This is a genomic window from Mesorhizobium sp. M5C.F.Ca.ET.164.01.1.1 (assembly GCF_004792125.1).
Classification (GTDB): Bacteria; Pseudomonadota; Alphaproteobacteria; order Rhizobiales; family Rhizobiaceae; genus Mesorhizobium; species Mesorhizobium wenxiniae.
This window is the reverse complement of sequence record NZ_SRTG01000001.1, coordinates 428657-449947: the sequence shown is the minus strand read 5'-3', so window position 1 is coordinate 449947 and position 21291 is coordinate 428657. Positions and strand designations below refer to the sequence as shown.

The window sequence follows — 21291 nt, the reverse complement described above, 5'->3', positions numbered from 1 at the left end:
GCATCCTCCGGCATCAATGGGGGATAGGGGTTTGTGGCTTGGGGGAAGAAAGATGCGGACGATCTTCTGTGCAACAACGCTGCTGTTGTCGGCCGGCTCGGCGTTCGCCACCGGCGGCATCTGGTGCTCGGCCGAGGATGCAGCGGTGAAATTCCAGGTCGAAGCCGGCGTCACCAGAGGCATGGGCGGTCCAACGTTCAACTTTCGCGGCGATCTCGAAATTCTCGGCAGACCCGTCGGCGACGATTTGCGCAAGACAGTGTTCGAGGGTTCCAACCTCACGCAATACTGGCTCGACGGCAAGGAATTGCGGCTGCTCGTCTATCGCGAGCACGAGGTCGCAAACACCTACAGCTCTGTCGAACTGACGATCGTGACCAAGTCCAGTGAAGAAGGCACCTATGACGGGCGCTATTCGCTAGCCATCTATGACGGCACGGCTGACACGGGTGGCGATGGCATGCCTGCCCCGTTGACCGGCGAAGTCTCCTGCGGGGCCGAGTAGAGAACTCGCGGTTATGCGGAAATATCGATGACGCCGCAGTCGCCTGCGGCGCTGCCGAAGGCGACGCGGCGTTCCTCCTTGTCCCACATCATCGAGGTGATGGCGCCCTTGCCCGGTCGGCGCAGAAGCACTTCCTTGGCGTCAGCGAAACGCACCGCCATCACCATTCCGTCGTCATAGCCGACGGCGACGACATCCTGGCTTGGATGGCAGGCAACCGAGGTCACCATGGCGTTGCCGCGCGTGCCGAGTTCCAGCGGCGCCTTGCCCATCGGCCCCTCCTTGCCCGAAAACGGCCAGACGATCGCCGCCGGTGCGCCGGAACTGGCCAGCCATTTTCCCTTGGCGCTCCACGACAGGCTTTTGACTTTGCCGGGATAGCCGCTCATGCGCATGTGCTTGCCGTCGGCCAGCTTCCAGCCATGCAGGGCGTTCTCCTGCATGGTGGTGACGAGGAAGGCGCCATCCGGCGAGAAGGTGATGCCGGTATGGGCGCCGGCCCATCCCAGCTCGACTGGCTTGCCGTCCGCGGCCGGGAAATGCAGCGTCGCGCCATTGTAGCGGGCGACGCCGAAGCGCATGCCCTTGGGCGAGAACGCCAGCCCTTCGACCGAACGCGGATGCATGAATTCTTTAGTCTTGCCGTTGGCAAAGCGCACAAAGGCGATTTTGCCCGAGGCATAGGCGACGGCGTCTTGTGGTCCGGCGGCGACGCTGGTGATCCATTTTTTCCCGGCGCTTGCCAATTCTGCCGCATTGCCACCGGCGGTAACCGAAAAAATCTTGCCGTCCTCGCCGCCGGTGATCAGCCGGTCGTTGGCCGCATCGTGGAAGGCGGCGAGCAGCCCGTCATTGGCCTGCGCCGTCTTGTGGCCATGGTCCAGCCGATGGATTGTGCCGTCGGCCAGTGCGAAATGCGGTACGTCGCCAAGGAAGACGGCGGCGACGCAATGGCCATCGAGATCAAGCGGGGCGACTGTGGGCATGAGAGACTATTCCATTCGAGATTTCGGCCGGTCGTCTACCCCCGCCGGGAGCCGCCAGCGCGGGTAGGTCCAGCTCTCCTGCTCCCCCTTGTGGGAGAAGGTGGATTGGCGCGCAGCGCCAAGACGGTTGAGGGGTGCTGGACGGAGTGCCGTCGTTGCCAAGCTGGAACACCCCTCACCCGACCGAGCTTCGCTCGGCCACCTTCTCCCGCAAGGGGAGAAGGAAAGAAGCGGCAGCGCTAGCGTTATAAGGCCTGGAAATCAAGCGGCCTGGCAGGCGTCGAAGCTCTTCTTAAGGCGCTCGGCGTCGAGCTCGCGGCCGATGAACACCAGCCGGCTCTCGTGCTTCTCGCCGTCCTTCCAGGCGCGCTGGTGGTCGCCCTCGATGATCATGTGGACGCCCTGGATGACGTAGCGCTCGTCATCGCCCTTGAGCGCGATGATGCCCTTCAGCCGCAGGATGTTCGGGCCTTCCATCTGGGTGATCTTCTCGATCCACGGGAAGAATTTCTTCGGGTCCATCTCGCCGCCGCGCAGCGACACCGATTGCACCGTCACGTCATGGATATCGGAAGGGTGCGTGTGATGATGGTGGTCATGCCCGTCATGGTGATGATGCCCATCATGATCGTGATCGTCATGGTCATGATGATCATGGTCGTCATGCGCCTCGAGGAAGTGCGGATCGTTCTCCAGCGCGCGGGAAAGATCGAAGGCGCCACGGTCGAGCACCTCGGACAGCGCCAGGCCGGCGCGGGTGGTGCGATGAATCCTGGCCGCCGGGTTAATCGCGCGGATCGTCGCCTCGACCTTGCTCAGTTCCTCCGGCGTGACGAGATCGGTCTTGTTGAGCACGACGACATCGGCAAAGGCGATCTGGTCCTCGGCTTCGCGGGAATCCTTCAGCCGCAACGGCAGATGCTTGGCGTCGACCAGCGCCACCACGGCGTCGAGCCTGGTCTTGGAGCGCACATCGTCGTCCATGAAGAAGGTCTGCGCCACAGGCACCGGATCGGCGAGACCGGTCGTCTCCACCACGATGGCGTCGAAACGGCCCGGCCGGCGCATCAGGCCCTCGACGACGCGGATCAGGTCGCCGCGCACCGTGCAGCAGACGCAGCCATTGTTCATCTCGTAGATTTCCTCGTCGGATTCCACGATCAGCTCGTTGTCGATGCCGATCTCGCCGAACTCATTGACGATGACGGCGTAGCGCTTGCCGTGGTTTTCCGAAAGGATGCGGTTGAGCAGCGTCGTCTTGCCGGCGCCGAGATAGCCGGTGAGAACGGTTACGGGGATCTGCGTCGTCTGTGCATCGATCATGTTGGGCCTCGAAAAGGATTGTTGGCTCCATATAGGATGTGCGCCGTGCTTTTGCACGCGGCAAACCGATGGGCCAAACACGTCGCCAACATTGCCGGACTTTCCCAACATCGCTGAACTTTCATTGGCGCTGGCGGATCTCACTGCCTAGATAAGAACAAGGCAGCTTGCTCGAAAGAAACCAAAGGAGGGGCCGAATGTCCGACAAACCGTCCCCGTTGAGCCGGCGTCAGGCGCTCGGCTTCATTGCCGTCAGCGCCGGCGGCGGTGTCTTCCTTCCGGGCATCGCGCTGGCTCAGCAGGCCTCGCCCTATGCCGGGCTTGCCCTGTTCGATAGCGGTGCCGGCGTTTGCGCGATCACGCCGGAAGCCACCGAGGGGCCGTTCTATTTCGACCCGAAGCTCCAGCGCGCCGATATCACCGAAGGCAAAGCGGGCATTGCCCTCAATGTGCGGCTGCAGGTGGTCGACGCGGCCTGCCGACCGCTTGCCGGCGCGCGTGTCGACATCTGGCATTGCGACGCGCAAGGGCACTATTCAGGCTATCCGGGACAAGGCGACGGCCAGGACGTCGATACGTCAGGCCAGAGTTTTCTGCGCGGTTGGCAAAAGACCGACGAGAGCGGTATCGTCTCGTTCGCCACAATCTATCCCGGTTGGTATCGCGGCCGCACCACCCACATCCACTTCAAGGTCTTCCCCAACGATAATTTGGTGATGAGCGGCCAGCTGTTTTTCCCCGATAGGCTGAGCGAGCAGATATTCACCACTGTCGCGCCTTACACCGACCGGTCCGGCAAGCGCGATACGTCGAATGCCAGGGACGGTATCGCGCGGCGCGCTGGGCCGCTGTCGCAGGCCGCGCTGCGCGAGGTGGCGGACGCCTACCAAGCCTTGATGATCGTCGCGGTGAAGGATGGTTGAGTCTCGTCGTGTGTGGAGTGCTCCTGCTGCAAGCGTCCACCTCTACTGAAAAGTCGTTTGTCATCTAACTGAAATAAACATCTGGCATTAGCCACGGCGGACACCGCATTGCTTGCCGGCAAAGCTGTTTTGCAAAGCCGGATCTTTTTCGATCGTCGATTGCCAACCGGGCGGCTGCCTCTATGCTGTCCGCACCGGTTCGGCCGAAGAGGGATGACCATGGCCAAGGCGGACAAGACTGCGACAATGAGCCGGCTGCATTCGGCGGCGCGGCTGGCACGTACTGCGCTGGCGGCGCGGCTTCTAGGGCACGGCTTCTATGCCGGTCAGGACCAGATCATGCTCGCGCTCGACCGTGAGGACGGGCAGACGCCCGGCAACCTTGCCGGTCGCCTCGGTGTGCGCCCGCCGACCATCACCAAGACCATCAACCGGCTGCAGGCGCAGGGCTTCCTGGAAAAGCGCGCCTCTTCCGCCGATGCCCGCCAGGCCCATATCTTTCTGACCGACACGGGCCGCGAAATCATTCATGCCATCGAGAAATCGGTGAAGAAGACCGAGAAGCAGGCGCTGAAGGGTCTCGATAAAAAGGACCAGAAGGCGCTGTTCAAGCTGCTCGCCCGCGTTGAGGCGAACCTCTCGAACGGCGAGATGGTTCTCGTCGATGATGAGATCGACGCTGACGAATGATCAGCGGCTGACGCCATCAGGCAGCGGCTGCTGACGATCCATGGACCAATGCCGACCAGCGGCCCGGCGTGACACCGAACGCTTTCTTGAAGTGCCTGTTGAAATGACTTTGGTCGCTGAACCCGGCCGCTATCGCGATCTGCGCCAGTGGCTCGCTTGCCTCGATCATGCGGCGTGCTCGTTGTAGCCGGCGCATCAAGAGAAAGCGATGCGGGCTGGTGGAGAAGGCAGCACGGAAATGCCGCGATAGGGCGTAGCGATCCAGCCCGGTGATCGTCTCCAGCTCGTCGGAGCGGACGATACGGAAAACATTCTCTTCCAGAAAGTCGCGCGCCAGGCTGGCTGCGCGCCATGCTGTCCTTGGGATCGGTTTCGCCGGCAGGCCTGCATGCCGTGCCAGGCTTTGCATCAGCTGCGCAATGAAGTCGGCGACAAAGAGATCGTCCAGCTTCTGGTCCAACGGCCCCAGCGCCGAAAGCAGCGTCGTGCGGAAGACAGGATCCGTCACCACGGCATCCCTGACGAAAGGCAGCGATCCGCCTATCGTATCGAGGCAGTCCAGCACGACGGACGGCTCCAGATAAAGCATCCTGTAATGCAGGCCCTCTTCGGTGCCGGCACCGCCGTCGTGCAATTCGTCGGGATGGAGCACGATAATCTGGCCGGGCAGGCTGTGATGCGTCGTGCCGCGATAACGGAAGGTCTGGACGCCATGCAGCGTCACGCCGATCGCATAGGTATCGTGACGATGGAGATCGAAGGCGCTGCCGTGGAACCGGGCTTCGATACGTTCCATGCCGGTGGAATCGGGTGCCGAGATGACGCAGTTCTCAGCCGCATCAACGCACAAACGTCCAAGACCTTGGAAGGCCTCGCCATCTAGAATGTGTGACATCGCTTCATTCACAAACCTCGAATGGCAAATGTCTCATGTTCGACACGAAATTTGCAATCGTGCTGCAGGATGATCTTCCCGTCTGGCAAAAGCTCAACGTCACCGCCTTCCTGACCAGCGGCATCGTCGCGCAGTATAGCGACATCATCGGCGAACCCTATCGCGACCGCGCCGGCAATATCTACAATCCGCTCTCGATCCAGCCGGTCATCGTGCTTTCGGCCGATCGCCCGACGCTCAGTGCGATCCACCGGCGGGCGCTGGACCGCGGTGTGACGACCTCGCTCTACGTCGACGAAATGTTTTCGACCGGCCATGACGCAGCGAACCGCGCCGTGTTTGCCGAATTCGCACCCGACGACGCCAAGGTCGTCGGCATCGCGGTGCGTGCCGAAAAGAAGCTTGTCGACAAGATCACCAGGGGCGCCCGTATGCATCCCTAGTGCACGTAGTCAGCTGTTGTTGTGCCAGCCTCTTTTGGCTTGCCGGCAGGTGACAATTGCCTCAAAGGTAGGGCTCTGCCCTGCTTCCCATCCGGCCTGAAATTGAGTGCTCTCCCAAGACAAGACGAAAGCGCGACGCCTCCGGCGGCGATCCTCTGCATGCTTTCCGTCTATGTTTTTTTCACCTTCCTCGACACCAGCAGCAAATATCTTGTAATGGCCGGCGTATCGGCGCTGATCGTCGCCTGGGCTCGCTTCGCCGTCCATGTCGTGCTTGTTGGTGTCTTTCTGCGCGGATGGCGCGAGCCGGCGCGCTTTCGCGCCAACAATCTGCCGGCGCATATCCTGCGCGGCGCCTTCCTGTTCGGATCGACCATTTGCAACGTTATGGCGCTGCGAACCTTGCAGCTGGCCGAAACCACCTCGATTTATTTCTTCGCGCCGATGGTGATCACAGCAATCGCCGGTCCTTTGCTCGGTGAATGGGCTGGTTGGCGGCGCTGGCTGGCAATCCTGAGCGGCTTCGTCGGCGTCCTCATCATCACCCGGCCAGGCGTTGGCGTCTTTGGCGTCGGCCATCTCTTCGCGCTCGGCTCGATGCTGTCGAACTGTTTTTACATCATCATGACGCGGCGCATGTCGGCCACGGAAACCTCGGAGAGCCTCATTCTCTTTTCGGCCCTGGCGCCGGCCGTACTTCTCCTGCCGATGCTGCCGTTTTCGCTTTCGCTGTCGCAGGATGGCTGGCACTGGTTCATCCTGCTGATGCTTGGCGTCTTCGGCGCAATCGGCCACTGGCTCCTGGTTCAGGCCTATCGTCTTGCCACCACCACGGCATTGGCTCCCTATCCCTATTCACAGATGATCTGGATGATCATTGCCGGCTGGATTGTCTTCAACCAGTTTCCCGACCGCTGGACGCTCGTCGGCGCGGTCGTCATCGTCGCGAGCGGCCTTTATATCGTCCGTCGCGAGCACCGGCTTCGCGTGCGCAACCGAGCCGCGCTCGACGTCGAGGTGGAAGCGCTGGCAAAAAAACTTTGATTTGTTCCGGAAGGGTGGCATAAGGCCGCGTTTAAACTGTTTAGACCATGATCCCGAAAGGTGGCATCCGGTTTTCGCTGGAGATCGTGGATCAGCTCTAGATCGTCGGGGGAGCGCAAGGCGCTGGCACAGAAGATCAAGCTTTCGACGATCGCGGATGCGCTCGGTGTGTCCACGGCCACGGTCTCGCTGGCTCTGCGCGACAGTCCGCTGGTTGCCGGAAACACCCGCGACCGCATCAAGGAACATGCCCGCGCCATCGGCTATATCTATAATCGTCGTGCCGCCAGCCTGCGCACCTCGCGTTCGGGCATCGTCGGCGTCGTCGTTCACGACATTATGAACCCGTTCTTCGCCGAGATACTGCGCTCGATCGAAAGCGAGCTCGATCGCAGCCGGCAGACCTTCATCCTGTCGAACCATTACGACCAGCTCGAAAAGCAGCGCACCTTCATCGACACGCTTTTGCAGCTCGGCGCCGACGGCGTCATCATGTCGCCGGCCATCGGCACGCCGCCCGAAGACATATTCATGGCCGAGGAAAACGGCCTGCCCGCGGTGCTGATCGCGCGCACCGTCGAAGGCGCCGACGTGCCGGTGTTTCGCGGCGACGATGCCTACGGCACCGGGCTTGCCACCAACCATCTGATCTCGCTCGGCCATAAGCGCATCGCCATGGTCGGCGGCACCGACCAGACCTCGACCGGCCGCGATCGCTACCAGGGCTATGTCAATGCTATGGAGGCGGCCGGGCTGGAGGTCAGGCCGTCCTGGCGCATCGCCGGTCCGCGCACCAAGCAGGCCGGCTTCGAGGCCGCCGGGCAGTTCCTTGCGCTGAAGGACAAGCCGACCGCCGCCTGCTGCTGGAACGACCTCGTCGCCATCGGCCTGATGAACGGTATTGCGCGCGCCGGGCTAGTGCCGGGCATTGACATCTCCGTCACCGGCTATGACGATCTCGAGGAGGCGGCGATCGCGACGCCGGCGCTGACCACCGTGTGGAACGGCCAGCGTGAAGTCGGCCGCCGCGCAGCCAGCGCGCTGCTCGACAAGCTCAATGGGCAGATGGTGCGGCCGTCGCAGGAACTGATCAAGCCGGAACTGCATGTGCGCCAGTCGACCGGCAAACCGGTGGAGCGTGCATGACAAAAGCCGAACAGCAGCAAGCAGTCGCCATTCTGGTGCCGGGCCAGTTCAACGACCACGCGGTCGGCCGCATCGACCGGACGTTCAGCTGCGTCTGGATCGAACGGCCTGAAGTGTCGCTGGTCACCGACGAGATGCGCAAGACCGTGCGCGGCATTGCCGCCTTTGGCGGGATCAACGCAGCCCTCATCGACGCGCTGCCGAACCTCGAGATCATCGCCAATTTCGGCGTCGGCTATGATTCGGTCGATGCCCGTCACGCCGCACAGCGCGGTGTCATGGTCACCAACACGCCTGACGTGCTGACCGAAGAGGTCGCCGACACGGCGATCGGGCTTTTGATCAACACCATCCGCGATCTGCCGCGCGCCGAGACCTGGCTGCGCGACGGCAGTTGGGCACGCAACGGCAACTATCCGCTAAGCCGGCTGACCTTGCGCGGCCGTCGTGTCGGTATTTTCGGCATGGGCCGCATCGGCCTTGCCATTGCGCGCCGGCTGGAGGCCTTTGGGCTGCCGATCGCCTATCACAATCGGCGCCGCGTCGAGGGCCTGGCCTACGAATACCACGGCACGCTGAAAGGCCTTGCCGAGGCGGTCGATACGCTGATCTCGGTGGCGCCCGGCGGCGCCTCGACGGAAAAGGCGGTCAACGCCGAGATCCTGTCGGTGCTTGGCCCGGATGGCGTCTTCGTCAACATCGGTCGCGGCAGCACGGTGGACGAGGCAGCTCTTGCCGCAGCCCTGGCCAATGGCACCATCGCAGCTGCCGGGCTCGACGTCTTCGCCGATGAGCCGAACGTGCCGCCGGCGCTGCTCGCCGCTCCCAACACCTCGCTTTTGCCGCATGTCGGCTCGGCTTCGGAACATACCCGCCGCGCCATGGCCGATCTGTGCGTCGACAATCTGATTTCCTGGTTTTCAGAAGGGAGGGCGCTGACGCCGGTGCCGGAAACGGAAAAGGTCAAGGCGCGCAGCTGAGCGGCACGCTTTCCTATTTGTTAACTACGGCTTAACGCTTTGAAATCATTCTTCATCTATCGCCAGCTTGCGGAGAACGCAGATGAAAGCACTTGCTGCATTGATGGCGGTGGCCGCGCTGTTCGGCAGCGTTCACCTGTTTCACGGCGGCAGCGGCGAAGGCCGCACAGCCGCCGATGAGCCAACGCCGTCGCCCGACGACTACAGGCTGGTGGCCAATGGCGACGAAGCCTCCTGCGCGCTCAAGCGCGGCCCTGAGGTTTCGAATGGCCTGTCGCTGTTGACGGTCACTGCGAATTGCCGCCGGGTCTTGCCCGGCATCGAGCGCGCGAAATTCTGGCGTGAGCAGGATGACGGCACGGTCACCTTCAGCGCGAACGGCATCGACCCGATCGTCACTTTCGGCGTCGCCGACGGCGACGGTTATGAATCCTACGCTCCAGCCCTGCCGCTGCTGTCGCTGGCGGCCGGCCGCGATTGATGTTGACGTCCGACCGCTGAACTATTCAGCGGCGGCTCGCGTGCCGAATTTCGCTGCGGCGTGCAGGCGCACCGCGTCGCCGAAGGCGCGGAATATCCTTGCCGAGACGCTGTCCGACTTGACCCAGTATTCGGGATGCCACTGGACGCCGACGGCGAAAGCACGGGCGTCCCGCACCGAAACCGCCTCGACCGTGCCGTCAGTGGCGACCGCCTCTATCTGCAGCTTCGGGCCGAGCCGGTCGATGGCCTGGCGGTGCACCGAATTGACCATGATGTCGCCCGCCCCGAAGACGCCGGCGAGGCAGGTCCCAGGCTTGATCGAAATGGACTGGCGTATGGCGAAGCGTTCGTCCTGATTGTCGCTCGCCGGAGCGCGATGGTCCAGAGATCCCTCGCGCTCCTGAATCTCTGTGGCCAGCGTGCCGCCGAGCGCCACATTCATTTCCTGGATGCCGCGGCAGATGGCGAGCAGCGGCACGCCGCGCTCCACTGCCTTGCGGATCAACGGCAGCGTCGTCGCGTCGCGGGCAGGATCGTAGGGACCATTGGCCTCGCTGGCATCGCCGCCATAGAGCGAGGGATGCACATTGGACTTCGAACCGGTGACCATGACGCCGTCGACCGATGACAGGAGTTCGTCGAAATCGAGCCGGTCGCCGAAGGACGGCACCAGCACCGGGAATACGCCGGCGCCCGAAAGCGCCGCCTCCAGATATTGCTGCGGAACGGCATGCCAGGTGTAGTTATCGAACTGGCGGACGTCGGTCGATATGGCGACGAGCGGCTGCTGCATTTTTGATCCGGGTTCCATTCAGTGCAGGGACATATTCTGCCTTTAAAATAGGCGATCCGAAGGCGCTTTGCCATGACAAGTTCGGCATGTCGCATGGTCCACGGAAACGGCGTTAGACTTAAGTTGCAAGAGGTGCGTTCGCGCCGCGAATTTCGCGGAAACGCCGCCGGCAAACCGGCTGCCATGGCTGGACTCGACTTCTTGCCCGTGTATTGTCTGCCGCGAAGCCGATCCGGGGCACAGAGCATTTCCCGAACATCGGTCTATTGATCCAATAGGGAGGACTTCATGGATCGTCGATCATTCATCCGCAAGGCCGGCGCGACCGGTGTGGGCGCCGCGGCGGCTACAGCAGCCCTTGCCGCGCCGGCTATCGCCCAATCCAATCCGAAAGTGACATGGCGCCTGGCGTCGTCCTTCCCGAAATCTCTCGACACGATCTACGGCGGCGCCGAGGTCTTTTCCAAGATGCTTGCGGAGGCAACCGACGGCAACTTTCAGGTCCAGGTCTTCGCCGCAGGTGAACTCGTGCCCGGCCTGCAGGCCGCGGACGCCACCACCGCCGGCACTGTCGAGGCCTGCCACACGGTGGCATATTATTATTGGGGCAAGGACCCGACATGGGCGCTGGGCGCTGCGGTTCCGTTCTCGCTCAACGCGCGCGGCATCAATGCCTGGCATTACCACGGCGGCGGCATCGACCTGTTCAACGAGTTTCTCGCCACGCAGGGCCTTTTTGGCTTGCCGGGCGGCAATACCGGCGTGCAGATGGGCGGCTGGTTCCGCAAGGAGATCAACACCGTCGCCGACCTTTCGGGCCTCAAGATGCGCATCGGTGGCTTTGCCGGCAAAGTGGTGGAAAGGCTCGGCGTGGTGCCGCAGCAGATCGCCGGCGGCGACATCTATCCGGCGCTGGAAAAAGGCACCATAGACGCGGCCGAGTGGGTCGGCCCTTATGACGATGAGAAGCTCGGATTCTACAAGGTCGCGCCCAATTATTATTATCCCGGCTGGTGGGAAGGCGGGCCGACCGTCCATCTGATGTTCAACAAGGCGAAATACGAAGAGCTTTCACCGGCCTATAAGGCGCTGGTGCACACCGCCGCGCAGGCCGCCGACGCCAACATGCTGCAGAAATACGACCTTCTGAATCCGGCGGCCGTGAGGCGGCTGGTGTCCGGGGGCGCCAAATTGCGCCCGTTCAGCCCGGAAATCTTGGCAGCCTGCTTCGAAAAGGCAAACGAGGTCTATGCCGAGATGGAAGCCTCGAACGCGCCGTTCAAGAAGATCTGGGACTCGATCAAGGCGTTCCGCAAGGAGCACTATCTCTGGGCGCAGGTGGCCGAGTACAATTACGACACCTTCATGATGGTCCAGCAGCGCACCGGCAAGCTCTGATAACAGTTACGGCGCCACGCGCTCTTCGGACGCGTGGCGCCGTCACACTTCGATTTGTCGGATCAGCGCGGCACAACGAGCACCTTGACTTCGCCTGGCGCAGGCGGATTGGCGATTACCGCAGTCGCCTCCTCAAGCGTCACATGCCGTGAGATGAGCTTGTCGATCTCGATCGCACCCGAGGCGATGAGATCGGCGGCCCGGCGATGCATAAACGGATTGAGAAACGAACCCAGGACCCTCAATTCCCGGAACAACAGGTCGAAAGGTTCGAACTCGGCCTTCATGCCTTGAGGCATCACGCCGACGATGACAACCGTACCGCCGGCTTTGGCCAGCCGCATCGATTGCTCGACTGTCTCTCTTACGCCAGCACATTCGAACACCACATCGACACCGCCTGGCATCAGGCCCGACGCACCGACGACCGTGTCGATGATATCGCAAGCGCTTGGGTCGACCGTCGCCGTTGCGCCCAATTCTTCGGCGAGGGCACGCCGCGAGGCCTGGCGCGTCGACAGGATGATTGTCGTCGCGCCGGCAAGCCTCGCCAGTTGCACGGTGAGCAGGCCGATCACGCCGCCGCCAAGCACGGCGACCGAGGAGCCGGGTCTGATCTGCGCCAGGTCCAAGCCATGCAGGCAGCAGCCAAGCGGCTCGCAGAACGCGCCATGCGTCGGCTTCAGGTCTTTCGGAAGGGAGAAGGCCTGCTTCTGAGGCAGCACGACATATTCGGCGAAGCCGCCGTCGCGGCGGATGCCGATGGCAATCAGATTATGGCAGAGATTGAAGCGACCGGCACGGCAGTGCGGACAGCTCCCGCAGGCGATGTTGGGATCGCCGGTGACGCGATCACCTACGGAAAAGCCGGACACAGCCGTTCCAATCGCCTCGACGATCCCGGAGAATTCATGTCCGAGCGTCACCGGCGGCATGCAGGGAAATTCGCCATGGAACAGATGCCGGTCGGTGCCGCAGACGCCGCATGCCTCGATCCGCACCAGGAGATCGTCCGGCCCGGCGGCCGGTTTGCCGACCTCCCGCAGGGCGATATTGCCTACGCCCTCCAGCCGCACCGCTTTCATCTCTGTTGCGCCTCCGGCATCAATTGAAACTCGGCGGTTGGGACAGATCGGGTGCTGGCGCTGCTGGCTTGGCAGGCGGCGTTTCACCGAAATTCGGCGGCTGCGACAGGTCCTGCGTGCCTGGCGCCGCAGGCGCGGCCGGTGCCGTGCCATCCGCCGGCGGTGTCGCGAGGGGCGACAGGCCGAATCCAGGCATTTCCGGTACCTGGTAATCGATCGTGCCCGGATCGACTGGCGTGCCCTTGTAATGCATCACCATCTGCGGAAAGGCGATGGTCAACCCGATCATGATGACCTGGATGCAAACGAAGGGAACCGCCCCCCAATAGATCTGGCCGGTGGTCACCGGTGCGGTCTGCTTGCCGGTGAGGCGATCCAAATAGGGCACCCGGGCGGCGACCGAGCGCAGGTAGAACAGCGCGAAGCCGAAGGGCGGGTGCATGAAGCTGGTCTGCATGTTGACGCCGAGCAGCACGCCGAACCAGATCAGGTCGATGCCGAGCTTGTCCGCGGCCGGCGCCAAAAGCGGGACGATGATAAAGGCGAGCTCGAAGAAATCGAGGAAGAAGGCGAGCAAGAAGACGAGGATGTTGACGCCGATCAGGAAGCCGACTTCACCGCCCGGCAGCGATGTCAGAAGGTGTTCGACCCAGATATGGCCGTTGACGCCGTAGAAGGTGAGCGAGAACACCCGCGCGCCGATCAGGATGAACAGCACGAAGGACGACAGCCGCGTCGTCGACGCCAGCGCCTGCTTGATCACGTCCAGCGACAGCCGCCCTTTCATCGCCGCCATGATCAGCGCGCCGACGGCGCCCATGGCGCCGCCCTCGGTCGGGGTGGCGATGCCGAGAAAGATGGTGCCTAACACCAGGAAGATCAGCGCCAGCGGCGGAACCAGCACGATGATCACTTGCTGCGCCAGCCGCGACATCATGTTGATCTTCAGGCGCTGGTCGGCGATCGCCACGACGTAGATGAAGACCACGCCGATGGTGGCGCCGAGAATGTCGGCGTTTTGGCCCTGCGACGGCGCAAGATAGCGATAGGCCGCGTAGGAAACCACGACTGCCGCCAGCACCGCGACCAGCAGCGACAGGACACCGTGGCCGAGCGTGCGGGCCTCCAGCGGCAGGGCTGGCATCGACTTCGGCCGGGCAATCGACATGATCACGATGTACATCGTGTAAAGGCTGGTCAGAATCAGCCCCGGGATCAGCGCGCCCGCATACATGTCGCCAACCGAGCGGCCGAGCTGGTCGGCCAGAACGATCAGCACCAGCGAGGGCGGAATGATCTGGGCGAGCGTGCCCGATGCGGCAATCACGCCGGACGCCACACGGCGGTCATAGCCGTAGCGCAGCATGATCGGCAGCGAGATCAGGCCCATCGCGATGACGGAAGCAGCCACCACACCCGTGGTTGCGGCAAGCAGCGCGCCGACGAAGATCACGGCATAGGCGAGCCCGCCGCGGATCGGTCCAAACAGCTGGCCGATCGTATCGAGAAGGTCCTCGGCCATGCCCGATCGTTCGAGCACGATGCCCATGAACGTGAAGAACGGGATGGCCAGCAGCGTGTCGTTCGACATCACCCGGCTGCCGTAGAAATTGTCCGGCAGTGCGTGCAGCAGCGGCCAAGCGAGATTGATCGAGCCGCCCGAATAGGGCGACAGGAGGACGCCGATAAAGAAGAACAGCAGGCCGTTGGCGGCGAGCGAAAATGCGACTGGATAGCCGATCAGCAGGAAGATGATCAGCGAGGCGAACATGATCGGCGCCATATTCTGGGCGATGAACTCGATCACGAGCGCACCTCTTCGGCGAGCGCTTTCGCTTCGAGTTCGGCCTGCTCATGTACCGATATGAACGGGGTGGGATCGTCCATGTCGCCGCGCATGATGGCGATCTTCTTGATGATTTCGGAGATCCCTTGGAGCGCGAGCAGGAAAAAGCCTACCAGCAGGATCGCCTTTGCCGGCCAGATGATCAGCCCGCCGGAATTGTTCGACATTTCGCCGCTGCGAAACGACAGCGAAACATAGGGGACGAAATAGATCACCATCAGCGTCACGAATGGCATCAGGAAAAAGAGGTGACCGAGAAGGTCGATCCAGTGCTGTACGCGGCGCGAGAACATGCCGTAGACGACGTCGATGCGGATATGGTCGTTCTGCTTCAGCGTGTAGGCAGCGGCCAGCATGAAGGCGGCGCCGAACAAATACCACTGTAGTTCCAGCCAGGCGTTCGATGACATGTCGAACGTCTTGCGGATGACCGCATTGGCGGCGCTGACCAGGATTGCCAGCAGGATCAGCCACGACACCCATCTGCCGATGAATTCGTTCACGCGATCAATGGTTCTGGATAGAGCGAGAAGCCCTGCCATGCATTCCTCCCTTATGTCAGCGGCGCGCCGATCCTGCTTGTTTTCCGTCGCCTCGCTGTGGCCCAACGGTATGCCGTGCGTGGCCCGGCGGGTCAACACAGCGCAGATCGAGTAAAACAATCTTGTGAAGTGAGGAAGGGGCTTGTGAGATGAGGAAGCGGCGAAACAGCTGCCTGACCAGCGCATGACCCGAAAATCGGAATCGATTTTCGCTGGGGATCATGCGCAAAACCAAAGTGCTACAGCGCCCTTTGCGCGTCCGAGAGACGCGCGGCACTGTAGACGTCATGCAGCCAAAGTCTACTCAGGTCTGATGCAGTCAGACGATCTTGCTCTGGTCGCGACCGGCGCCGATCAGCACCAGCATGGCGACGAGGAACACATATATCCAGCCATCGCGCCATTCGAGCGGAAAATAGCCGGCCCACAGCGATTCGGCCATGCCGAAAGCGGCAGCGCCAAGTGCTGCCCGCAACGGCGAGAGATAGCCGCCCACCGCCGTCACAAACAGGATTTTCAGCCCGTAGACCAAACCTGTGCCGAAGCTGATGTTGCCGTAGTAGAAGGCGGCGAGCACGCCGGCCAGTGCCGCGCAAAGGCCGCCGAAAAGCACCGCACGCCGAAGCACCGCGCGAACATCGACGCCGCACATCGCTGCCGCCCTGGGATCGTCGGACACGGCGCGCCAGCGCCGGCCGAAGCTTGATCGGGCAAACGCCCAGGCGGCGAGCCCGATAGTTGCCGCGACGACAGCGCAGTCGAGCAACTGGATGAGCGTCAGCGTGGCATTGAAATTGGCCCCCCGTGCAAAAATGATGGGCTGGGCCAGCATTGGCGGCAGCCACAGATCATGGGTGTCGGCGGCGATACGGCTGGCTTCCGACAGCGCCAGCAATATGCCGAGCGTCGTCACCACGATGGCGTTGGGCGAGCGGTCGGCCAACGGTTCGAAGATGCTTCGCGACAAGACACGGCTGAGCAGCGCCGCATAAAGGAACGCCGCAGCTACGCCGAGCGCGACGGATGCAAACAGCGTCAGCCACAGCGCCTGATAGCCGAACGCCGCGGTGAGGATCATCGTATGCCCGCAAAAGGCAAACAGCGCCCCATAGGCAAGATTGGTGCGGTGCAGGATGCCGTTGGTCAGCACGTAGCCGAAGGCAAGCAATGCGTAGAGCGCGCCCGAATGCAGCCCGTTCAGAACCTGCTGGAAGAAATAGAGCATGCAATGTCCTCGATGCATGCCCCGCAATCGGGGCGCAGCGGTTTGGGACGAACGACATTCTCAAGACAAGGCAATGGCGATTGCCTCCGTGACGAGCGTTGCACCCGGAATCTAACTTGTCAAACGCGATTTATCGGTTAGATTCGCCATATGGCAGTATCCTGGATTCCGCACCGCTTCACCGGTGGCATCCTTGCGCTCGACACGGCGAACACCGTCGTCTTGCGGAACGATCCGGAGAAAACCTTCGACCGGCTCAAAGATCCGGCCGAGATCGCCCGCTTTGCCGAAGCGGCGAGCGGGTTTCGCGCCGCCGAGCTCGGCGGCAGGCCGCTCGTAGCGCCGGCGCCTGAAAAGATCGCGCCGGTGGTGCTGTCGATCAGGGAGACGACCGATCGGCTGTTTCGTCGCGCGGTTTCGAAAGGTGCGATCGCCACCGGAGACATGCCTGAATTCCTTGCAGCCTGCGCCGACGGACTCGCCCAAAGCCGCACCGAAATCGGGAGGCCCGGAAAACCGTTCGGCAATCCGGCGACGCCGATTGCCTTCGAGGCGGCGCTTGCGGTCTCGGCGCTGTCGCTGCTGCACGGCGACACAATCGCCAGGCTGAGGATATGTCCGAACTGCAGCTGGCTGTTTGTCGACAAAAGCCGCAATTCCAGCCGCCTCTGGTGCGACATGGCGGTGTGCGGCAACCGACAGAAGGCAAACCGATACTATCGCCGCCGGACCGCGGCGAGGGAGATCACCAATGTGTAAAAGATACTCGCGCGCGATGATTGTCGTTGCGGCGTTGTTCGCGGTGGCCGCGCTCGGCGCCTGCCGTGACTCCGGCAAGGACCAGCTGTTCGCCATTTCCGGGAAGCTGTTCGAGTTCAACTACCGGCTGGGCATCGCCACCTATGTCATCACCATCAATCCGCTGCGGCCGGTGGGTGAGGGACAGGTCGCCGTGGTCTCCTTCCAGAACCCGGCCGGTGGTGATCCGATCATCGTCACCCAGAAAATATGGCCGAAGCTGCCGCATGTGACGCTGACCAGCCCGCCGCTCACCTGCGTCGTCAAGGACAAGCCCTATGCGGTGTCGATCCGCATCGAGGATTCCAGCGGCAAATTGCTGCAGAGTTTCGAGACGACACTGACGTCCTCGCTCGACCAGTCGATCCTGCCCGACCGGCCTCTCGTGGTCGGGCCAGTCTACGAGCTCAACAAGGACCTGGCCGGCCATGTCGACGGCAAGCTGCCCGGCGAACCGAAGCCCAGTTGCCCAAAGGCTGCATGATGCGTCACCAGTGGCACTGACCGCCGCCGGAATTTTCGTGCTCGGCCATCCTCCCCGACAGGCGTTTCGTGGCGCCACACGGCCGCGCAGGGATCATTTGTTGCGCCTCCTCTGGCATCTTCGATTTTGTTTGACCTCCCCGGCAAGGGAAGAAAGACTGTAGGCACTCGACTCCGACGTTGGCTGCGCACCTCTAGCCGTGGCCGCACAGGAAATGCCTGATGACGCTGTATGATGTCGCGCTCGACGACAAGTTCGACCTGGGGAAGGAGCGCATCTTCCTTTCCGGCGCGCAGGCGGTCATCCGCATGCTGCTGATGCAGCGCGCGCGCGACCGCCGGGCTGGCCTGAACACCGCCGGCTTCGTCTCCGGCTATCGCGGCTCGCCGCTCGGCGGCCTCGACATGCAGCTTTGGAAGGCCCGGAAACAGCTCGCCCAGTCGGACATCGTCTTCCAGCCCGGCCTCAACGAGGAACTCGCGGCCACCGCCTGCTGGGGTTCGCAGCAGGCCGAATTGCTGGGTGAGGGCACGCATGACGGCGTCTTTTCTGTCTGGTACGGCAAGGGACCGGGCGTCGATCGCTCCGGCGACGTGTTCCGCCATGCCAACCTCGCCGGCTCGGCTAGATATGGCGGCGTGCTTGCCCTGATGGGCGACGACCACATGGCCGAATCCTCGACCAACGCGCACGCCACCGAATTCCTGTTCGTCGACACCATGGTGCCGATCCTCAATCCGGCGGGTGTCCAGGAGATCATCGACTATGGGCTCTACGGCATTGCCATGTCGCGTTTTGCCGGCACATGGGCGGCGATCAAATGCGTCAAGGACAACATCGAATCGACGGCTTCGGTCGATGCAGCGCTCGAACGGCTTGATGTTGTCATCCCGGACTTCGACATGCCGCCTGGCGGCCTCAACATTCGCAACGAGATCGACATGCTCGGCCAGGAGGAGCGGCTGCATGAATATAAGCGCGCCGCCGCTTCGGCCTTCATCCACGCCAACGGGCTGAACCGGATCGTCTATTCCGGTGGCAGCAACCCGAAGCTTGGCATTGTCACCATCGGCAAGAGCTATCTCGACGTCCGCCAGGCGCTGGAAGACATCGGCGTCGACGAGACCGCCGCCAACCGCATCGGTATCAGGCTGTTCAAGGTCGGCTGCCCGTGGCCGCTCGACCTGCAGCACATCGCCGACTTCGCTCGCGGCCTCGACACCATCGTCGTCGTCGAGGAGAAACGCTCGCTGATCGAGGTGCAGCTGCGCGAGAACCTTTACGGCACCGCCATGCAGCCGGTCATCGTCGGCAAGAAGGACGAGCGCGGCAACGGACTGTTCCCGGCCAAGGGCGCGCTCGATCCAAACGACATCGCCATCGCGCTCGGCGAGAGAATCTTGCGAACGATTGGTCCGTCGGACGAGATCGCCGCGCGGGTGGCGAAACTTCGCCAGTTCCAGGCGATGCTCGCCGACACCACTGACATCGCCTCTCGCACGCCCTTCTTCTGCTCCGGCTGCCCACATAATTCATCGACCAAGGTGCCCGACGGCTCGCTCGCCGCCGCCGGCATCGGTTGCCATTTCATGGCGCTGTGGATGGACCGCAACACCGTTGGTTTCACCGCCATGGGCGGCGAGGGCGCGCAATGGATCGGCCAGGCGCCGTTCTCGAAGCGCGACCACATCTTCCAGAATCTCGGCGACGGCACCTACAACCACTCTGGTGCGCTGGCGATCCGCTTCGCGCTGTCGACCGACGCCAACATCACCTACAAGATCCTCTACAACGACGCCGTCGCCATGACCGGCGGCCAGCCGCACGAGGGTGGCCTGACCGTGGATATGATCGCCAGACAGGTGCGGGCCGAGGGCGTCGAGCGGATCGCCATCGTCACCGACGAGCCGGACAAATATACCGGCAAGATCGAATTCCCCGCCGGCGCCACCATCCATCACCGCGACGACCTCGACCTCATCCAGCGCGAATTGCGCGTGGTCAGGGGTGTTTCCGTGCTGATTTACGACCAGACCTGCGCCGCCGAGAAACGCCGTCGCCGCAAGCGTGGCACCTTCCCAGATCCCGACAAGCGCGTCTTCATTAACGAACTGGTCTGCGAAGGCTGCGGCGACTGTGGGGTGCAGTCGAATTGCGTGTCGATCCAGCCGGTCGAGACCGAATTCGGCCGCAAGCGCAGGATTGACCAGTCGAGCTGCAACAAGGATTTCTCCTGCATCACCGGCTTCTGTCCGTCCTTCGTCACCGTGCATGGTGCCAAGATCAGGAAGGCCGAGGGTATGGCCGGCACGACCGATCCGCTCGACGGCGTGCCCGCGCCCGCTGAATTTCCGCTCGGCCAACAGGACTGGGCGGCGATCATCGACGGCATCGGCGGCACCGGCGTCGTCACCATCGGTGCGGTGCTCGGCATGGCGGCTCATCTCGAAGGCAAGGGCTGCGCCATGATCGACATGGCCGGCCTTGCCCAGAAGGGCGGCTCGGTGTTCACCCATGTCCGCATCGCGCGCAGCCCGGGCGATATCCATGCCATCCGCGTTTCGGCCGGCAAGGCCGACCTTGTGCTTGGCTGCGACCTCGTCGTGTCGGGCGCTCAAAAGGTGCTCGCCGCGGTGCGTGAGGGCCACACGATCTTCCTCGCCAACACCGCCGAGATCATGCCCGGCGAGTTTACCCGGTCGGCAGATTTCTCACTGCCTGTCGAGCGGCTGAAAAAGGCGATCCGCACTGCCGCCGGCGACGATAAGGCGCATTTCTTCGACGCCACCCGCACCGCCACCGCGCTGTTCGGCAGTTCTCTCGGCGCCAACATGTTCATGCTTGGCTTCGCCTTCCAGCATGGCGGCTTGCCGCTGTCGGCCGAGGCAGTCGAAAAGGCGATCGAGCTCAACGGCCAAGCCGTGGCGATGAACGTCTCAGCCTTCCGCTGGGGCCGCCGCGCCGCCCACCAGCCGGATTTCGTGCGCGGCCTCGTTGCCCAGCCGGGCAAGACCGCACAGACTGCCGCTGCCGCCGAAACGCTGGACGACATCATCGCCCGCCGCGTCGCCTTCCTCACCGCTTATCAGAACGCTGCCTATGCCACGCGCTACGTCGACAGACTGGCCGCGTTGCGCAAGGCCGAAGCCAGGGCGATGCCCGGTTCGACTGATGTGACCGAGGCCGCTGCGAGGAACCTGTTCAAGCTGATGGCGATCAAGGACGAATACGAGGTGGCGAGGCTCTACACCGACGGCTCCTTCGCCGCCGAGCTGGGCAAACAGTTCCAGAGCTACGACAAGCTCGAATTCCATCTCGCGCCGCCGATGAAGGGCAGGCGCGGCAAGGACGGCAAGCCGAGGAAGTCGAGTTTCGGTCCCTGGATGATAAAGGGGTTCCGCCTGCTGGCAGCGATGAAAGGCTTGCGCGGCACGGTCTTCGACGTGTTCGGCTACAGTATCGAAAGGCGTATGGAGCGGCAGCTTCTTGCGCAGTACGAAGCCGATCTGGAGCTTATCGCCGGCGCGCTGGCGCCGGGCAAGCTCGAGGCCGCGGCCGCGCTTGCCGCGGTGCCGGCGCTCATTCGCGGCTATGGTCACGTCAGGCAGGCCAGTGCCGAAAAGGCCGCTGGCGAGCGCCTAAGGCTGCTCGATCGCCTGGCAAAGACGCCGGTTCGGCCAGAACTCCAGGCCGCCGAGTGAT

At 62.9% G+C, this 21291-nt stretch carries 20 protein-coding genes; 12 read left to right on the top strand and 8 right to left on the bottom strand.

Annotation, left to right across the window (positions count from 1 at the left end):
* The first annotated feature begins 52 nt into the window (after positions 1 to 52).
* Complete coding sequence (locus EN807_RS02080) at positions 53 to 505, top strand: hypothetical protein (RefSeq protein WP_135933693.1); 453 nt, start codon at positions 53 to 55, stop codon at positions 503 to 505.
* An 11-nt stretch (positions 506 to 516) separates the two neighbouring features.
* Here the strand turns inward: EN807_RS02080 and EN807_RS02075 are convergent, their stop codons facing one another.
* Entirely contained in the window at positions 517 to 1491 is a 975-nt protein-coding gene (locus EN807_RS02075; protein WP_135933692.1) for a WD40 repeat domain-containing protein, read from the bottom strand.
* 261 nt (positions 1492 to 1752) lie between these two features.
* Complete coding sequence (locus EN807_RS02070) at positions 1753 to 2814, bottom strand: GTP-binding protein (protein ID WP_135933691.1); 1062 nt, start codon at positions 2812 to 2814, stop codon at positions 1753 to 1755.
* Between the two features lie 197 nt (positions 2815 to 3011).
* Here EN807_RS02070 and EN807_RS02065 point away from each other — a divergent pair, with 197 nt between their 5' ends.
* Positions 3012 to 3737, top strand: a complete 726-nt coding sequence (locus EN807_RS02065) for an intradiol ring-cleavage dioxygenase (RefSeq protein ID WP_135933690.1) — start codon at positions 3012 to 3014, stop codon at positions 3735 to 3737.
* Between the two features lie 219 nt (positions 3738 to 3956).
* A complete protein-coding gene (locus EN807_RS02060) occupies positions 3957 to 4427 on the top strand; it encodes a MarR family winged helix-turn-helix transcriptional regulator (protein WP_036267548.1) in 471 nt (156 codons plus the stop codon).
* Positions 4428 to 4443: 16 nt separating this feature from the next.
* Here the strand turns inward: EN807_RS02060 and EN807_RS02055 are convergent, their stop codons facing one another.
* Positions 4444 to 5322, bottom strand: a complete 879-nt coding sequence (locus EN807_RS02055; RefSeq protein ID WP_135933689.1) for an AraC family transcriptional regulator — start codon at positions 5320 to 5322, stop codon at positions 4444 to 4446.
* 35 nt (positions 5323 to 5357) lie between these two features.
* On the opposite strand from EN807_RS02055, the gene EN807_RS02050 reads away from it, so the two are divergent.
* The 5 genes from EN807_RS02050 (at position 5358) to EN807_RS02030 (ending at position 9416) form a co-directional block, all read left to right on the top strand.
* Entirely contained in the window at positions 5358 to 5765 is a 408-nt protein-coding gene (locus EN807_RS02050) for a DUF2000 family protein (RefSeq protein ID WP_065006085.1), read from the top strand.
* Positions 5766 to 5924: 159 nt separating this feature from the next.
* Positions 5925 to 6809, top strand: coding sequence for a DMT family transporter (locus tag EN807_RS02045; protein ID WP_189522323.1), 885 nt, complete (start codon positions 5925 to 5927; stop codon positions 6807 to 6809).
* Between the two features lie 123 nt (positions 6810 to 6932).
* Positions 6933 to 7955, top strand: a complete 1023-nt coding sequence (locus EN807_RS02040) for a LacI family DNA-binding transcriptional regulator (RefSeq protein ID WP_127318480.1) — start codon at positions 6933 to 6935, stop codon at positions 7953 to 7955.
* Positions 7952 to 8935 (top strand): 2-hydroxyacid dehydrogenase, encoded by a 984-nt coding sequence (locus EN807_RS02035; RefSeq protein ID WP_135933687.1) that lies wholly within the window; start codon positions 7952 to 7954, stop codon positions 8933 to 8935. Before EN807_RS02040 ends, EN807_RS02035 begins: the two co-directional genes overlap by 4 nt.
* 82 nt (positions 8936 to 9017) lie before the next feature.
* The gene (locus EN807_RS02030) at positions 9018 to 9416 is read left to right on the top strand and encodes a hypothetical protein (protein WP_127318474.1); all 399 of its coding nucleotides are present in this window, start codon (positions 9018 to 9020) and stop codon (positions 9414 to 9416) included.
* Positions 9417 to 9437: 21 nt separating this feature from the next.
* Here the strand turns inward: EN807_RS02030 and EN807_RS02025 are convergent, their stop codons facing one another.
* Positions 9438 to 10211, bottom strand: a complete 774-nt coding sequence (locus tag EN807_RS02025) for a gamma-glutamyl-gamma-aminobutyrate hydrolase family protein (RefSeq protein WP_135933686.1) — start codon at positions 10209 to 10211, stop codon at positions 9438 to 9440.
* 288 nt (positions 10212 to 10499) lie between these two features.
* Between EN807_RS02025 and EN807_RS02020 the strand changes: the two genes are divergently transcribed.
* Positions 10500 to 11609, top strand: a complete 1110-nt coding sequence (locus EN807_RS02020; protein ID WP_127318478.1) for a TRAP transporter substrate-binding protein — start codon at positions 10500 to 10502, stop codon at positions 11607 to 11609.
* 62 nt (positions 11610 to 11671) lie between these two features.
* Here the strand turns inward: EN807_RS02020 and EN807_RS02015 are convergent, their stop codons facing one another.
* The 4 genes from EN807_RS02015 to EN807_RS02000 all read right to left on the bottom strand — a co-directional run bounded on the left by EN807_RS02015 (position 11672) and on the right by EN807_RS02000 (position 16307).
* Positions 11672 to 12694 carry a zinc-dependent alcohol dehydrogenase family protein gene (locus EN807_RS02015; RefSeq protein WP_135933685.1) on the bottom strand — a complete coding sequence of 341 codons (1023 nt, stop codon included), beginning with the start codon at positions 12692 to 12694 and terminating at the stop codon, positions 11672 to 11674.
* Between the two features lie 19 nt (positions 12695 to 12713).
* Complete coding sequence (locus EN807_RS02010) at positions 12714 to 14501, bottom strand: TRAP transporter large permease subunit (RefSeq protein ID WP_189522322.1); 1788 nt, start codon at positions 14499 to 14501, stop codon at positions 12714 to 12716.
* Positions 14498 to 15082, bottom strand: coding sequence for a TRAP transporter small permease subunit (locus EN807_RS02005; RefSeq protein ID WP_127315820.1), 585 nt, complete (start codon positions 15080 to 15082; stop codon positions 14498 to 14500). Before EN807_RS02005 ends, EN807_RS02010 begins: the two co-directional genes overlap by 4 nt.
* Before the next feature lie 319 nt (positions 15083 to 15401).
* On the bottom strand, positions 15402 to 16307 hold the full coding sequence (locus EN807_RS02000; protein WP_135933684.1) for a branched-chain amino acid ABC transporter permease: 906 nt from the start codon (positions 16305 to 16307) through the stop codon (positions 15402 to 15404).
* 150 nt (positions 16308 to 16457) lie between these two features.
* On the opposite strand from EN807_RS02000, the gene EN807_RS01995 reads away from it, so the two are divergent.
* The 3 genes from EN807_RS01995 (at position 16458) to EN807_RS01985 (ending at position 21290) form a co-directional block, all read left to right on the top strand.
* Positions 16458 to 17066, top strand: a complete 609-nt coding sequence (locus tag EN807_RS01995; protein WP_135933683.1) for a CGNR zinc finger domain-containing protein — start codon at positions 16458 to 16460, stop codon at positions 17064 to 17066.
* A complete protein-coding gene (locus tag EN807_RS01990; protein ID WP_189522321.1) occupies positions 17059 to 17589 on the top strand; it encodes a hypothetical protein in 531 nt (176 codons plus the stop codon). Before EN807_RS01995 ends, EN807_RS01990 begins: the two co-directional genes overlap by 8 nt.
* Positions 17590 to 17810: 221 nt before the next feature.
* Positions 17811 to 21290 carry an indolepyruvate ferredoxin oxidoreductase family protein gene (locus EN807_RS01985; protein ID WP_135933682.1) on the top strand — a complete coding sequence of 1160 codons (3480 nt, stop codon included), beginning with the start codon at positions 17811 to 17813 and terminating at the stop codon, positions 21288 to 21290.
* Position 21291: the final 1 nt, after the last annotated feature.